16 protein-coding genes are annotated in these 15332 nt (G+C 63.9%); 4 read left to right on the top strand and 12 right to left on the bottom strand.

Annotation, left to right across the window (positions count from 1 at the left end; genetic code table 11):
* Positions 1–43 precede the first annotated feature (43 nt).
* On the bottom strand, positions 44–352 hold the full coding sequence (locus tag MQW79_RS14725) for a hypothetical protein (protein WP_476585223.1): 309 nt from the start codon (positions 350–352) through the stop codon (positions 44–46).
* 737 nt (positions 353–1089) lie between these two features.
* Between MQW79_RS14725 and MQW79_RS14720 the strand changes: the two genes are divergently transcribed.
* The 3 genes from MQW79_RS14720 (at position 1090) to MQW79_RS14710 (ending at position 2377) form a co-directional block, all read left to right on the top strand.
* Positions 1090–1245 carry a hypothetical protein gene (locus MQW79_RS14720; RefSeq protein WP_476585222.1) on the top strand — a complete coding sequence of 52 codons (156 nt, stop codon included), beginning with the start codon at positions 1090–1092 and terminating at the stop codon, positions 1243–1245.
* Positions 1229–1690 (top strand): DUF1810 domain-containing protein, encoded by a 462-nt coding sequence (locus tag MQW79_RS14715; RefSeq protein WP_476585221.1) that lies wholly within the window; start codon positions 1229–1231, stop codon positions 1688–1690. Before MQW79_RS14720 ends, MQW79_RS14715 begins: the two co-directional genes overlap by 17 nt.
* 132 nt (positions 1691–1822) lie before the next feature.
* The gene (locus MQW79_RS14710; RefSeq protein ID WP_476585220.1) at positions 1823–2377 is read left to right on the top strand and encodes a hypothetical protein; all 555 of its coding nucleotides are present in this window, start codon (positions 1823–1825) and stop codon (positions 2375–2377) included.
* On the opposite strand, the gene tsaE is transcribed toward MQW79_RS14710, so the two are convergent.
* The 10 genes from tsaE to MQW79_RS14660 all read right to left on the bottom strand — a co-directional run bounded on the left by tsaE (position 2370) and on the right by MQW79_RS14660 (position 12409).
* Positions 2370–2804 carry a tRNA (adenosine(37)-N6)-threonylcarbamoyltransferase complex ATPase subunit type 1 TsaE gene (tsaE, locus tag MQW79_RS14705; protein ID WP_476585219.1) on the bottom strand — a complete coding sequence of 145 codons (435 nt, stop codon included), beginning with the start codon at positions 2802–2804 and terminating at the stop codon, positions 2370–2372. The genes MQW79_RS14710 and tsaE overlap by 8 nt on opposite strands.
* A gap of 225 nt (positions 2805–3029) precedes the next feature.
* Entirely contained in the window at positions 3030–5465 is a 2436-nt protein-coding gene (locus tag MQW79_RS14700) for a sensor histidine kinase (RefSeq protein ID WP_476585218.1), read from the bottom strand.
* A gap of 363 nt (positions 5466–5828) precedes the next feature.
* Positions 5829–7229: an adenosylhomocysteinase gene (gene ahcY, locus MQW79_RS14695; protein WP_476585217.1), complete on the bottom strand. Its 1401-nt coding sequence runs from the start codon at positions 7227–7229 to the stop codon at positions 5829–5831.
* Between the two features lie 252 nt (positions 7230–7481).
* Positions 7482–8000 (bottom strand): DUF2937 family protein, encoded by a 519-nt coding sequence (locus MQW79_RS14690; RefSeq protein ID WP_476585216.1) that lies wholly within the window; start codon positions 7998–8000, stop codon positions 7482–7484.
* Between the two features lie 49 nt (positions 8001–8049).
* Complete coding sequence (locus MQW79_RS14685) at positions 8050–8583, bottom strand: GrpB family protein (RefSeq protein WP_476585215.1); 534 nt, start codon at positions 8581–8583, stop codon at positions 8050–8052.
* Positions 8580–8879: an HPr family phosphocarrier protein gene (locus MQW79_RS14680; protein ID WP_476585214.1), complete on the bottom strand. Its 300-nt coding sequence runs from the start codon at positions 8877–8879 to the stop codon at positions 8580–8582. The genes MQW79_RS14685 and MQW79_RS14680 overlap by 4 nt, the downstream gene beginning before the upstream one ends.
* 3 nt (positions 8880–8882) lie before the next feature.
* Complete coding sequence (locus MQW79_RS14675; protein ID WP_476585213.1) at positions 8883–9281, bottom strand: PTS sugar transporter subunit IIA; 399 nt, start codon at positions 9279–9281, stop codon at positions 8883–8885.
* A gap of 142 nt (positions 9282–9423) precedes the next feature.
* Positions 9424–9891 carry an HPr kinase/phosphorylase gene (locus tag MQW79_RS14670; protein WP_476585212.1) on the bottom strand — a complete coding sequence of 156 codons (468 nt, stop codon included), beginning with the start codon at positions 9889–9891 and terminating at the stop codon, positions 9424–9426.
* Between the two features lie 9 nt (positions 9892–9900).
* On the bottom strand, positions 9901–11685 hold the full coding sequence (locus MQW79_RS14665) for a stimulus-sensing domain-containing protein (protein ID WP_476585211.1): 1785 nt from the start codon (positions 11683–11685) through the stop codon (positions 9901–9903).
* Positions 11686–11692: 7 nt separating this feature from the next.
* The gene (locus tag MQW79_RS14660) at positions 11693–12409 is read right to left on the bottom strand and encodes a response regulator transcription factor (RefSeq protein ID WP_476585210.1); all 717 of its coding nucleotides are present in this window, start codon (positions 12407–12409) and stop codon (positions 11693–11695) included.
* Positions 12410–12665: 256 nt separating this feature from the next.
* Between MQW79_RS14660 and pckA the strand changes: the two genes are divergently transcribed.
* Positions 12666–14258 (top strand): phosphoenolpyruvate carboxykinase (ATP), encoded by a 1593-nt coding sequence (gene pckA, locus MQW79_RS14655; protein WP_476585209.1) that lies wholly within the window; start codon positions 12666–12668, stop codon positions 14256–14258.
* Positions 14259–14436: 178 nt separating this feature from the next.
* Here pckA and MQW79_RS14650 read toward each other — a convergent pair whose 3' ends face one another.
* Entirely contained in the window at positions 14437–15330 is an 894-nt protein-coding gene (locus MQW79_RS14650) for a cell wall hydrolase (RefSeq protein ID WP_476585208.1), read from the bottom strand.
* Between the last annotated feature and the right edge of the window lie 2 nt (positions 15331–15332).

Here is a 15332-nt window from a genome sequence, read left to right as displayed (position 1 = left end):
CTGGTGAACTTAGCATCAAGCAGATGGATTTGCAGCCCAATCCTCACCCACGCATTACCTCCACCGCCAGATGCAGCCGTTCCGCGCTCGCCAGAGCACTCCGCTCCACCGCGTCCCGCTCCGCCGTGTCACTGCGGACAAACGCCTCGATCCGTTCCACCCCGATCTCATCGAGCAGGTGCCGGATCGGCTTCCACATGGTCCAGTCGGGGTTGACCATGCGCATGTGCAGGCGGTCGTGGACAATGTCGAAGTGGACATTGGCCGAGCGCGCCAGGTCGAGGAATTCGGCGACGGCGTCGTCGGTCATTGTGTCGGAAGTGTCAATGTAAGCGGTCTCTTCGTAAGCCATGGGGCTGCCTCGTATTTGATACAAATGCAATGCAGTTCGGGCCGTGAGGCTCCGGAAAGTGGCTTGCGTGGTGAATGAAGGGTTAAGAACGCGGCGCGGGATCGGTCCTCCCCCGCCTGCGGGGCTTCGAACCGGCCAGCGGCAAAATTGCTCAGGTGGCGCGATTTTAGGTGAGACGGCCTTGAGAGCTTGGAGCGCCCCGCAAGGGCAAATCTCTCCGGTGGAGAGATTGAGCGAACAAGGCTCGAAAGGCGGGGAACATGGTGCAGGGGGGAGCCACGGCGCCGGTGCCGATTGACGGTAATCCCTTAAAAGCCACTCCCCACTCCACCGCGCCTTGCGCGGTCCCCCTCTCCCGTGAACGGGAGAGGAACGGCGCCGGTCGCACAAACTTATCCCCGCCGCGAGACTTGGCCCCATACTCCCCTCATCAACCGGGCAAAGATGGAGTTGCAACGATCAACTGCCCGGCGACAGTCGGGTGGGCTCTGAATCGTTACGGAGCCTGGGTCCGGGGATGGGTTGGGGCAGTAATGTCCTCCCTAGCGAACCCCCCTGCCGGAAATCCCGACGCCCGGAGGCGGTTCTCGTCTCATTATCTTAAACTCAGAGGCGGTGATCGCCTCCGGGCTCCATCATCTTGCCGAACGCGCGACGCCGGAAGGCCGGGCGCCGCGACTGCACACCTGCAACCAGCAGGGCTGGGTTTCGTTGGTCTTCACACAAGGAGGCACGCCATGAGCAGCACCGAAAAATCCGGCAAGGTCCGGCAGGATGAGACCAAGCCACTGGCCGAGGCCCGCAGGGAACAGGAACAGCCCGCCGGCGAATTCGAGACCGAACACGACGGTGCCCGCAAGATGCCCGGGCCGGACAATGACCAGCGCAAGTGACGCCGACCATGGCGCGATGATCGCCAGGTTCATCGCCGCGCAGGACAAGATCTATCCCCAGGCCCTGCACGAATTGCGCGCCGGGCGGAAGGAGACGCACTGGATGTGGTTCATCTTCCCGCAGCTGGCCGGCCTCGGGCGCAGCGCCATGGCGCAGACTTACGCGCTGGACGGGCCCGATGCGGCAAAAGCCTATTTTGCCCATCCCGTGCTGGGCGCGCGCCTCAGGGCCACGACCGAAGCGGTGCTGCTGCATGCGCCCGACGCGGCCGCGCCGCGCGACCTGCACACGATCTTCGGCTCCCCCGACGATATGAAATTCATCTCCTCGATGACCCTGTTCGCGCGCGCCGTGCCCGAGGAGGCCCTGTTCCGCGCCGCGCTCGTCGCCTTCAATGACGGCAGCGAGGATGCGCGCAGCGTGGCGCTACTGGCCGGAGCCTGAACAAAGCACATCAGGAATAGTCCTCAGAAACAACCACACCAAATATTGGCAAACACATCTTTCGCTTACTTGTCGTTATACTTCTAGGCGCAATATTGGCTGGCAAATACGTTCTTGAGGAGGGCCTGGGACGTGGTCAGCGAGATCCTGAACTCTTTTGACAAATGCTCCGCCCTGATCTTTGCGCCGACGCCGTATGAGCTGGCCGAGCTGGAACACGTCGTGCGCTCGCTGGGCTTTGGCCATGTGCTGCATCTGAGCAAGCTCAACGCCGTGCCGGAGCGGTCGCTGCCCTTCTATTTCCTGCATGACCACGTTCCGACCCAGAACAAGCTCAAGCTGCTGCGCGGGCTGCGGGTCAGCGAGGAATTGCGGCGTCGCTATGCGCCGATCATCTGCGTCATTCCCCGCGGGCCGCGTCACCAGCTGGTGGCGCAGGTGGAAATGGGCTTTGACGAGGTGGTCTTTCTCAGCGAGCCGCTGGGCGTGACGCGGCGCACGCTTTCCGGACAGCTGGGGCAGGATCTGCTCTATATCGAGGCGCCCAACTATTTCGGGCCTGACCGGCGACGGCTCGAACGGGTGAGCCGGGGCGATCCGCGCCGGGTGCCGGGCGGGCTCATGCATCAGCGCATCCAGGTGGTGCGCGACCCCGACAAGGGCATCCGCGCCACCTATGTCAGCTAGGTCTGCGCGTCAGCTGCACCAGTCGCCCCTCGCCGCCCCTGGGAATGTCGAGATGCACGGTGAGTGTCACCGCAGCAACCACCTGCGGCGCGCGCGCCGCCCATTCCACCAGCACGATGGCGTCGGGGTCGTCCAAGAGGCCCAGTTCATCGGCTTCCGACGCATCGGCCAGCCGGTAGAGATCGGCATGCAGCACCGGGCCCTGGGGCGTGTCATAGGGCTGGATGATGGCAAAGGTCGGCGAGGGCACTTCGAGGCCGGGGTCGCCGGCCAGGGCGCGTAGCACGGCACGGGCCAGGGCCGTTTTGCCGGCACCAAGATCACCTTCAAGGCTGACGATATCCCCGGGCTTCAGCGTCGTGGCAAGCTCGGCGCCAAAGCGGGCGGTGGCGTCGTCATCGGGGAGGAAGGTTGCGGTCTCGTTCATCTTGTCAGCCCGGTGTCCCACCACCCCACCCTCTTTCCCTCCCCATCGAGGGGAGAGAGGCGCAGGACCGGTGCGTCAGTGTTCATCGTCTCCCTCCCCCTTGTGGGGAGGGATCCAGGGTGGGGGTGAACTGAAACCGGCATCGAGTCAACGGTGTCCCAGCCTCCGTCCAGGCGGCTCCTTCGCCTCTGTCGCCTCAGGGGGAGGGAGGCAGACCGGCAGCTCTCACTCCGCCACGCCCGCCATGGCGCTGTCGAGCGGCAGGTTGACGATGATGCGGCTGCCCTTGGGTTCGCGCTTTTCGGCCGAGATCGTGCCGCCATGCATGTTGACGAAGGTGCGCACGATGGAGAGGCCGAGCCCTGCGCCGCGCTGGCGGCCGCCGGCAGCGGGTGTATCGAGGCGGGTCAGGATGGCCGACTTCATCTCGTCGGTAATGCCGGGCCCCTCATCCTCGATGACGAACAGGATGCGATCGCCGCGATGACCGGCGGTGAGGCGGATTTCTCCGCCGGGCGGGGAGAAGCGCGCCGCATTGGACAGGAGATTGTAGAGCACCTGCACGATGCGCGTGCCATCGCCGACAAAGGCGGGCAGATCAGGCTCGATATCGACCACGAGGCGCGGCGCCTCGCCGGACACTTCGGGGAAGGTCGCGGTGATGCCGGCGCGGGCCTTGTCGATCAGCGCGGTGACGTCGAGCGTCTCGGGGTTGAGCTCGGCAATGCCGGCATCGACCGAGGCCAGGTCGAGAATATTGTCGATCAGCACGCCCAGCGTCACCGAGGAGGCGCGGATATAGTCGATATATTCGCGCTGTCGCTCATTGAGCGCGCCGCTTTCCATGCCCGAAAGCAGGTCGGCAAAGCCGATGATATTGGTCAGCGGCGAGCGCAGCTCGTAGGAGACGTTCTCGACAAAGGCGTCCTTGAGGCGGTCGGCGGCAACCAGCGCGTCATTGCGCTCCTTGAGCACTTTGGAATAGCCGGCGCTCTCGGTGACATCGAGAAAGGTCATCATGGTCTGCCCGTCGGGCAGGCGGGTGATGGCATAGTCGATGAGGCGCCCGTCGGAGCGATTGATGCGGCCAGTACGGTCGGTGCGGGTGGGATTGAGGTCGATGATGGTGCGCTTGAGATCGCGCCAGATCGTTGCCCCGTCCTCGGGAAGGGCGCGGCCGCTGGTTTCGGCCAGCTGATCGATATGGGGATTGCTGCCCATCTCGTTCATCGGCAGCTTCCACAGCTTGCTCAGCTGCGGATTGGAGAGGGTCAGCCGCCCATTGGTGCCGAAAACGGCCACGGCCTCGTTGAGGGCCATGATGGTTTCGCGCAGCACATTGGTGAAGGCCTTGTTGGTCGATTCGAGCTCGAGCCGCTCGGTCATGTCCTCAAACACATAGATGACGCCACCGGCCGGGCTGGCCGGGGCCGAGATCACCTTGATGGTGCGCCCGTCGGGCAGGTGCCACGGGTCGGCCTCATGCGGCTCCTTGCGGGTGTAGCTCTCGAGATGTTTGGCCCGCCAGGTGTGGTAATCCACCTGATTGGGCAGCATGCCCTCAGTACGCAGCTTGTCGAGAATGGCCCGCTCGTCGAGGCCGGGGGTGAGAAAGCGCCGCTCCAGCCCCCAGAGCCGTGCATAGGCGGCGTTGAACTGGAGCAGTTCACGCTTGGCGCTGAAGATGGCGATGGGCGTGCCCAGCGCATCGATAATGCCGCCGATATGGGTGAGGCCCGCTTCGGCCGCAGCGACGGGGCGGACCATGTCTGCTGAGGGGCGCAGATAGCCGGCGCGGCCGCCGGGCACCGGAAACTCCACCAGCTCGAACTTGCCATGGGCGGCAAAGTCGAGAGAGAGACTCACTGGATCGACGCCCTGGCTTCCCGCCTTGAGATGGGCGGCAAGGCGCGTGGCGTCGAGCAGTTCGGCCGGCTCCTCGCTCGAACAGGGCTTGCCCATGGCCTTGGCCAAAGCCCTGTAGGCGGGATTGGCATAGACCAGACGGCCCGTACCATCGCGCAGAAAGGCCGGCTTGGAGAGAAGTTCGAGAATGGCGCGGGCGCTTTCGCCATCGCCGTTCCGCGTCTCGGCGGCAAGGGCTTTGCTCTCGCCGGGCTGGCTATGGGCGGGGCGGAGGCGCAGGGCGACGGCATCGCCCATGACCCAGCCATTGGCGCGCACCAGGCGCCCGTCGAGCGTATCGAAGCTGGCGGCAAAGGCGTGGCCATGCATCCGCAGGTCTTCGACGTGGCTGATCAGGCGATTGCTTTCGGCCGCACCCAGCCAGGAATGAAAGTTCAGCACGCTTTGCGGTTGCCGCCCGGCCGGCAGCACCGAGGCGGCCTGGCCCAGGATACGGGGGCTGTCATGGCCCTGCCAGAGCACGGTCAGCTCGCGGCTGCCCGAGAGCAGGTTTTCATATTCGTCGACCAGGGCGCGCATATCCGCGATCTGTTCGGCAGCGCGGCTGCGGGCGGCGCGACTGTCCTTGAGCAGGGTCCGGACCAGCGCCACCGAGAGAAGCGCAAAGCCGCCGGCGCCGATGGCGACCGCGATGGGGGCAATACCGCCCAGACTTGCCGGAACAATACCCTGGGCCAAGGCGGGAACGGCCGTAACCAGGGTCAGGGGCGCGGCGCAAAGGCCTGCGAATCCCAATTGTTTCCGGAATCGATCCGGCGCCATACCAGCCCTCTTTCGCTAATTGCGATGCCAACCCGGTCGATGCGACCGGTACGCTTCAAACTCAATCAGGCTGCCGACACAGAGCCGAATGCGGCTCCAGCTGCCCCCATGACCGGCTGCGTGTCCCCCCGCAACCCGAATCACAAAGACCATAGCGGGCAGGTGAATCGCGAAAAAGAGTCTTGATGGCTGTGCGTTGCGGGCAAAGGGCAAGGAAAAGGCTTGACCCGTGAACGAAACAGAAACCTTTAAAAAGCGTAAAGCCCGGAGCATTGCCCCGGGCTTTTTTGTGTCATTCGTTAACGGCGACCATCGATGTGATGGGCCATCCACTGATTAGTAGCGGTATTCGGCCGACTTGAACGGGCCTTCGACCGTCACGCCGATATAGTCGGCCTGGGTTTTGGTGAGCTTGGTCAGCTTGGCGCCAAGCTTGGCCAGGTGCAGTTCGGCGACCTTTTCGTCGAGATGCTTGGGCAGGACATGCACCTTCTTCTCGATCTTGTCGCCATTGGTCCACAGCTCGATCTGGGCCAGGGTCTGGTTGGAGAAAGAGGCGGACATGACAAAGCTCGGGTGGCCGGTGGCATTGCCCAGGTTCACGAGGCGACCCTCGGAGAGGAGGATCAGGCGATTGCCATTGGGCTGCTCGATCAGGTCGACCTGCGGCTTGACGTTGGTCCACTTGAAATTGCGCAGGCCCAGGACATCGATCTCGTTGTCGAAATGGCCGATATTGCAGACGATGGCCATGTCCTTGAGATTGCGCATGTCATCGACCATCAGCACGTCGCGGTTGCCGGTGGCGGTCACGACGATATCGGCGCGGTGGGCGGCATCTGCGAGGGTGACGACCTCAAAGCCTTCCATGGCCGCCTGCAGGGCGCAGATCGGATCGACTTCGGTGACCAGCACACGGGCGCCGGCGCCGCGCAGCGACTCGGCCGAACCCTTGCCCACGTCGCCATAGCCGCAGACGATGGCGACCTTGCCGGCCAGCATCACGTCGGTGCCGCGACGGATCGCATCGACGAGGGATTCACGGGTGCCGTACTTGTTGTCGAATTTCGACTTGGTGACGGAGTCGTTGACGTTGATGGCCGGGAAGGGCAGCTCGCCCTTGGCGTGCAGCTGGTAGAGACGCATCACGCCCGTCGTGGTCTCTTCCGAGACGCCGCGGATCGCGTCCTTGACCTTGGCAAAGAAGCCCGGGCTCCTGGCGAGGCGGCGCCTGATGGTGGCGAAGAAGATCTCTTCCTCTTCATTTCCGGGCTTGCTCAGCACCGAGATGTCCTTCTCGGCCTTGGCGCCGGTCAGGATATACATGGTCGCATCGCCACCGTCGTCGAGGATCATGTTCGGGGTCGCGCCCGGCCAGTCCATCATGCGGTCGGTAAAGTCCCAGTATTCTTCGAGCGTCTCACCCTTGTGGGCAAAGACCGGAATGCCGGCGGCGGCGATGGCGGCGGCGGCGTGATCCTGGGTCGAGAAGATATTGCAGCTCACCCAGCGCACTTCGGCGCCCAGCGCGACCAGCGTCTCGATCAGAACGGCGGTCTGGATGGTCATGTGCAGCGAGCCGGCAATGCGCGCGCCCTTGAGCGGCTGGGCCGCGGCATATTCCTCGCGGATGGCCATGAGGCCCGGCATTTCGATCTCGGCGATGCTGATTTCCTTGCGGCCGAAATCGGCGAGGGAAATGTCCTTGACCGCGTAGTCGGTCGGGCTCTTGGTCATGGTGGGCTCCGGCAGAAAGGGATTTCGTTGCCTTTCCTATAAGGGAGCGGGTGTTACCGATCAATGACGGACATAAAGATTTGTTTATATCCTTCAAGCGGTGCCAACCTGTCACAAAGCCCTCGGCCGAACTGGTCCGCCCTCGGGCTTGACCCGAGGGCCGCTCGCAGCCGGCACGCGCTTTGAATGGTCCTCGGGTCAAGCCCGAGGACGGCGCAGTGTGTCGGTCAGGCAGTCGCAAGCCGGCCTTTGCTAAGCCCGCGTGACCCTGATCCGCCCCCTGCCCCGTCGGAAGGGCATGGCGGCAAAGCGCACGAGCCCCGAAAGGACCAGGTAGCCCAGGATGAAGCCGGCCCCGGCATAGAGAATGCCTTCCATGGTGACCGGCACGGCCGGCCGGTAGTTTTCGAGCGTCCGCCGGCCGATATCGCTGTCGAGATAGGCCGGCAGCGACTGGAGGCGCTCGACCGGTCCCGCCCCCTGGATTTCCGCGAGGGTCTGGCTCAGCGTCGCATAGCGCAGGAAGGTCGTTTGCATGGAGGTGCCGCGACCGGCGAGGAAATCGTCATTGGAAATGGTGTAGCGCGTCAGGGCCGCCTCGCGGTCGAGCCCGCCCTCGGCGGCCGCACGGTCGAAATCCTCGGTGATCACCCGCAATTCATCCACGGCGCCGCCCAGGCGCTGGGTATATTGCTGCGCATATTCGGGAAACTGGCTGAGCACCACGGCCAGAGCCACGCCGCCGGTCCCCGCAATCGCCTGCCTCAACACGCTTTGGCTCCCCGTTTGCCATCCATTACTTTCACAAGGCAGGAATAAGTCACGGGTTCCACGGCGTCTTGCGCGCCGGTCCGCCCATGCCCAGCACAATAGCATCGACAAAAGCTGTCTTGTGCTTCGAATAGGCCGCACGGTCGTCTCGAAACTGCGCCGCGAGGTCTGCCTTGAGGGCTGCATAGGCATCGCGCACCGCCGCATCCTGCCGTAGTCGGTCTCTGAACATCAGGTGCCGACGCACCTCGTCGGCATCGGAATGGACATGCACATGGTGACTGCGCTCACCATCGGCCCGGCGCTTGATCAGCACCAGCCGGTTCGGGTCGACATAGTTGGGCACATTGGCATAGCCAAGAGCCTCGAGTGCCGGAATGGCGGCCTCTGCACGGGCCCGGTCCACAACATGGATCAGGATATCGATGATCGGCTTGGACGCCAGCCCCGGCACCGATGTCGACCCGATATGTTCGATGGCCAGTGGCCGTTCTTCGAAGCAGGTCAGAAGTCCGGCATATTCCGCGTCAAAGGATGCAGCCCACGCCCCGTCGTAAGGCCTGAGCGTCACGGCGTCGCTCACACCTCGGCCCCGTCCACGTCCTCGTCAAAGCCGTTGTTGACCAGTTCGACAATCGCTTCGAGCGCCTCGCGGGCCTGCTTGCCGGTGGCCTGGACCAGAATGGTCGAGCCGGGACCGGCGCCCAGCATCATCAGTCCCATGATCGAATTGCCGGCCACGGACGTGCCGTCCTTGATGACGGCAATGGTGGCATCAAAGCATTCGGCCGTGCGCACGAAACGCGCCGAGGCGCGCGCATGCAGGCCCTTGCGGTTGAGAATGGTCAATTGCTGCGCCAGGGCGCGTCCGGCATCCATGCGTCAGCCGCCCAGGATCGAGTTGGCGACGGTGATGTATTTCTTGCCCGCTTCCTGGGCCATGGCCACGGCTTCGGCCATAGTCATGTCGGCCCTGATGCGGCCGAGCTTGACCAGCATGGGCAGGTTGACCCCGGCAATGACTTCGACATTGCGGTTCTGCATCACCGAAATGGCCAGGTTCGACGGCGTACCGCCGAACATGTCGGTCAGGATGATGACGCCATCGCCGCTATCGGCACGATCAAGCGCCTTGAGGATGTCGTCGCGCCGGCTCTCGGCATTGTCTTCGGGACCAATGGCGATGGTCTCCACATAGTCTTGCGGACCAACCACATGCTCCATCGCCAGCTTGAACTCGTCAGCCAGCGAGCCATGGGTCACCAGTACCAATCCAATCATGCACTTTCCCCAGACGGTCGCCGCGACCTGAAAATCCAGTCGCGACAACTCTTGCGTCCCCCGTTTACCCCTCCGCCGGGAGCCGGGTGGCAAACGGCGCACAGTCTTGTCCCCATCCGAATGGGTTGCAAGGGATAATTTCTCACGACTTCGCGTGTTCCAGGCTTGCGCGCACCGCTTCGGCCGCCAGCAGAATCTGGTGACCCAGACTTACCACCCCGGCCTGCGGGATCGGGGCTCGCGGCAGGATGCGGCCGGAAATCTCGGTCTGCAGCTCTTCTTCCTCGACCATGCGGACCATTTCGGGCACCAGGTCGAGCACCAGATGCAATTGCGCCCGCTGCCGATGCGGCCGGCTGACAATGCCGCGCCCGCGCAGTTCGATGAGCCCGGCCAGTTGCGGCGGGGCGATCATCTGGATGGCGTTTCCATCGTTCTCGATATCCACCCGGTCGTCAGCGACCAGGAAGGCGTCCTGGCCCCTGACTTCCCAGCGATCTAGGAGGGCTAGAGACAGGGTGGATTTTCCCGCGCCCGATGGGCCCCGCAGCAGGACCCCGGTTTGACCCAGGACGAGACCCGTCCCATGCACATTGACTGGTTTACTCATGGGATGAGTCTATTTGCGCGCCCGCGGCAGCACAATTGTAAAAATAGCACCGGAGCGGTCGGTCCGGTTCTGGGCGCGGATCTTGCCCTTGTGCGCGTCCACGATCTGCTTGGAGATCGACAGGCCAAGGCCTGAATGATTGCCAAAGCCCTCGCCTTCGGGGCGATCGGTATAGAAGCGCTGGAAGATGCGGCCGACATCGCCGGTAATGCCCGGCCCCTCGTCGGACACGGTGACGGTGATGGCCTCGCCCTCGGTCGAGACGGCGACCGTGACGGTGCCGCCCGGCGGTGAGAAGGACACGGCATTGTCGATCAGGTTGGCAAAGACCTGGGCCAGCCGGCTTTCATGACCATTGACCATGGTCGAGCCGCGACCCACGCGCTTGCCCATGACCACATTGACATCGCGCCCCGCCGCCATGTCCTTCTGGATGCCCACCATGGCCTGGGCGAGTTTTTCCACATCAACCCGTTCGGCGCTTTCGCGAGCCAGTTCGGCGTCGAGCCGGCTGGCGCTGGAAATATCGGTGATCAGCCGGTCGAGACGGCGAATATCGTGCTGAATGATGTCGTTGAGGCGCTGCTTGTCCTCCGACTTCTTGGCCAGGGGCAGGGTTTCCACCGCCGAGCGCAGCGAGGTCAGCGGGTTCTTGAGTTCATGGGCCACGTCGGCGGCGAAGCGTTCGATGGCTTCGATGCGGTTGTAGAGCGCGTCGGTCATGCGCCGCAGGGCGCCGCTGAGATGGCCGATTTCGTCGGCGCGGTCGGTGAGATCGGGGATTTCGGCGCGGGCATCACCCGCCGTCTGCACGCGTTCGGCGGCAGCCGAAAGGCGCCGCATCGGGCCGGCAATGGTGCCCGCCAGCAGCAGCGACAGCACGATCTGTACCCCTGCGGCAATGCCGGCAATGCGCAGGATGCTCCAGCGCTCCTGGGCGACGACCGCATCGATCTCGCCCGGCTCGGTGGAGAGCAGAATGGAGCCGACGATGGCGCGCAGGCGCTGCACCGGCACGGCCACGGACACGACCAGCTGGTTCTGGCTGTCGACGCGCACGAAATCTGCCGGCACGCCCTGGAGGGCCGAGGCGACTTCTGGATAACGCGTGCCTTCGTCGGCCTGATATTCCTGATAGGTCGGGTAATTGCCGCCCGGAGCCCAGGAAATCAGGTTGTTCCACCAGTCCAGGAGAAAGAAATTGTCTTCAGGCGGTTTGTTGGCCTGCTGCAGCACTTCCCCGCGCGCATAGATATTCTCGCTGTCGAGGATCATCAGGCCCTGGCTGTCATAGATGCGGGCGCGAGTCTTGGTTGGGGTGATGAGGTTGCGCAGCAGCGGTGCGACACGCTCGGGATTGATCGGGAATTCGAGCGTTGGGTCGAAATAGGAAAAAGGCGAGATCGAGCCGGACTGCGCATCGAGCAGGCGGTCGGGATCGATGGAGATGATGTCGCTATCGACGGTCGCGGAGGCGGCGATGGCAGCGGAGATGATTTCGCCCTGCACGCGCAGCGATTGCACCCGCGCCTCGATGAGGCCGGCGCGCCACTGGTTGAGATAGAGGATGCCCACCACCAGCACCAGGAGGCCCGCCATGTTGAGCACGACGATGCGGCGGGTGAGGCTGGAAAAGATGGTGAAGTCGAGAAAGCGTCTGATGCCGTCGAAGAGCTTGAACAGCGGCATCATCAGCATGCGCCAACCCCGGCGGCCGGGACGCTGTGCGTTCTCGTCCGAAGCGGGGGCCTTGAGGGCCTCCGGTTCGCCAACATGCGGGTCGAGCGTAGCCAAGAGGGTCTTACTGCTCCTTGAAGCGATAACCGACGCCATAAAGCGTTTCGATCATCTCGAAGTCGTCATCCACCGCCTTGAACTTCTTGCGAAGGCGCTTGATGTGGCTGTCGATGGTGCGATCATCGACATAGACCTGATCGTCATAGGCGGCGTCCATCAGCGCATTGCGCGACTTGACCACGCCGGGCCGCAAGGCGAGGGCCTGCAGGATCAGGAATTCGGTTACCGTCAGCGTCACGCGCTGCCCTTTCCAGGTGCAGGTATGGCGTTCCTCATCCATGACCAGCGAACCGCGCTCGATCAGCGCCTTGCTTGGCGCCGGCTCGGAGCCGGTGGCGCCTGGTGCCGAGGGATCGCGCGGGGCGGAACGGCGCAGGATCGCCTTGACCCGCTCGACCAGGAGGCGCTGGCTGAAAGGCTTGGTGATGAAGTCGTCCGCACCCATCTTGAGGCCGAACAGCTCGTCGATTTCCTCGTCCTTGGAGGTGAGGAAAATCACCGGAACATCGGACTTCTGTCGGAGGCGGCGGAGCAGTTCCATGCCATCCATGCGCGGCATCTTGATGTCGAGTATGGCCAGGTCCGGCTTGTCGGTGGTGAGGCCCTCAAGGCCCGACGCGCCATCGGTATAGGTGGCAACCTGATACCCTTCTGCCTCCAGCGTGAGGGAGACAGAGGTGAGGATGTTGCGGTCGTCATCCACAAGGGCAATCTTTGGCATGTACTGCCTTTCTACTTTGACGCTTGGCTTAGGGTTCCGGGCCCGCCGCGGTCCGGTCTCGGGCCACGTTGCAGGCGAAAATTACGTATTAAATAAGGCGTTCGGCACTCCAGTGCCAGTGTCGGCATGTATTTCCTGTCGATGAGACTTCCGTCGTAAGACCGATTTCGGGATGGTTGCAGCGCTGCCCCTGCTCCTATTTTGCCTTCATCAGGCCGCCCATCTTGTTCTGGTGGCCCAGTGGAGAGACAAAACCATGCCGGCCTTCGATCATACGCGCCTCAGAGCGGGAATTGCCGATGCGGCGGCGTCGCTTAGCGACAACGCAAACGCCCCGGCGCTGGTTGCTGCATCCCTCGGCCAGGGCGGCGCCACGCTGACCGCCCATGGCGCGCTCAGCGTTGAGACCGGGGCTTTCACCGGCCGCTCGCCCAAGGACAAGTTCATCGTCCGCGATGGCCTGACCGAGGCAAAAGTCTGGTGGGACAATTCGGCCGCCATGGCGCCGGAGAAATTCGACCTGCTGCTGGCCGATGTCATGGCGCATCTCAAGGGACAGAACCTTTTCCGCCAGGACCTGCTGGCCGGCGCCGACCCGACCTATCAATACGATGTGACGGTGCTCACCCCCAGTGCCTGGCATGCCCTGTTCATCCGCAACCTGCTCATCCGCCGTGGCGAGGGCATCGCCGCCGCAGACACAGCCGCGCCGGTCACCATCGTGCACGCCCCGCTGTTCCAGGCGGACCCGGCCCGCCATGGTTGCCGGACCGAAACTGTGATCGCGCTCGACATGAGCCGCAATCTGGTGCTCATCGCCGGCACCCGCTATGCCGGCGAAATCAAGAAGAGCGTTTTCTCGCTGTTCAACTTCCACGCGCCGGACCAGGGCGTATTGCCCATGCATTGTTCGGCCAATCTCGGCCCTGATGGCGAGGCGGCCCTGTTCTTCGGCCTGTCGGGTACCGGCAAGACCACGCTCAGCAATGACCCGGCGCGGCCGCTGATCGGGGACGACGAGCATGGCTGGAGCCAAACCGGCGTCTTCAACCTCGAGGGCGGGTGCTATGCCAAGACGGTCAATCTGTCGCCCAAGGCCGAGCCCGAGATCTTCGCGGCCACGCGCCGCTTTGGCACGGTGCTCGAAAATGTGGTGCTTGACGCTAACAATGTGCCAGCATTTTCGGACGTGACACGCACCGAAAACACCCGCGCCGCCTATCCGATCGACGTCCTCCCCTCGATCGCCAGAGGCAGCATCGGCGGCACTCCCAAGACCGTCGTCTTCCTCACGGCCGACGCTTTTGGCGTGCTGCCGCCGCTGGCGCGGCTGTCGCCGGACCAGGCGGTCTACCATTTCCTTTCGGGCTACACGGCCAAGGTGGCCGGCACCGAGCGCGGCGTCACCGAGCCGCAGGCGACCTTCTCCGCCTGCTTCGGGGCACCGTTCATGCCTTTGCATCCAACGGTTTACGGCGCCATGCTGGCCGAGCGGCTGCGCCAGAGCGGGGCCCAGGCCTGGCTGCTCAATACCGGCTGGATCGGCGGCGCCTATGGGGTCGGCGAGCGCATCGACATCGCCTCGACCCGGCGCCTCCTGTCAGCGGCGCTCAATGGCGAGCTCGACCAGGTCGACATGCGCTTCGACCCGCTCTTCGGCTTTGAAGTGCCGATGAGCGTGCCGGGCGTTGAAGACCGCCTGCTCGACCCGCGCCAGTCCTGGAGCGACGGCGATGCGTATGATGCACAGGCCGCCAGGCTCGTCGCGCTGTTCAGGAAAAATTTCGAAAAGTTCGGGCCGGAGGCCAATGCCGAGGCCGGACCGCGGCTAAAGATGGCGGCGGAGTAGGATCCTCCAACACTCGCCGTTCCGCCCTCGGGCCTGACCCGAGGGCCACCCCCGACACCCTGCATGTTTCAATTGGCCCTCGGGTCAGGCCCGAGGACGGCGGCGCGCGTTGGGAGAGCTGGATGACAAACCAAAGGGCGCCAACGGCGCCCCTTTCCGTATCACCCCAGATCAGAGATCAATTGGGGGAGTAGAAGATATGGCTGTCGACGACGGCGACGCGGCTGAAAGTGTTGGCCCAGGAGGGGCGCACAGCCGTGGTGTGATAGTAGAGCGCGGTCCCTGGCAGCACGCCGATCTCCTCGCCCTGGGCAAATTCGGCATAGACGGTGCGGGCCAGTTCCTGCGAGTTGATCCAGGCGCGACGTTCGCCCGGCGTATCGTCGCGGCCATCACAGGCAAAGGTGAACTGGCAGCGATAACGACCCTTGTCGGCATTCTGGTAGATAACGTCGCACAGAGTCGATGGGAATTTGCCGGAGCGGGCGCGATTGACGATGATATTGGCCACGGCCATCTGGCCGGTGGCACTTTCGCCGCGCGCTTCGTGATAGATGGCCTGGGCCAGGCATTCGCGCTCGCCATTGGCATATTCGACGCGTTTGGCGGTCGGCTGGTAGCCGCTGGCGACATAGTCGGCGAGCAGGGCCGAGGTCACTGAAGGTTCGATGCGCGGCGGCGGCGCGGTGAAGCTGGCAATGGCCGACAGGGCGTTGTTGCCACCCTCAAGCGACCCGCGACCGATATAGCCCATCAGCAGGTCGCTGGTCAGTTCCGGCTGGGGACCAGCCAGGGTCACGTCAACAGCACGCAGTTCCTGCTGGCGCTTGGCGTAATTGGCGAGCAGTTCGGGGGTCAGCTTCTGCTGGCCGGGGGCCAGCGGCACGGCGGTGGAACCCAGAGCGGGCTGGGTCCGCAGGCTCAGCACGTCGGCCGGCATGGTGGCGGGCAGGGTCAAACTGGTTTGGGCATGGGCAGGCGACAGCGTGACGAAGAGCACCAGTGCAGCGGCGCCCAACGCCAGAACAGGCGAAACGGCACGCGCGATTTTCTGCTGCCAGCCAGGTGTCAACG

Source organism: Devosia sp. Micro-HW1 (genome assembly GCF_056341075.1).
Note: the sequence above shows the minus strand (reverse complement) of the source record. Positions and strands in the feature narration are given on the sequence as shown.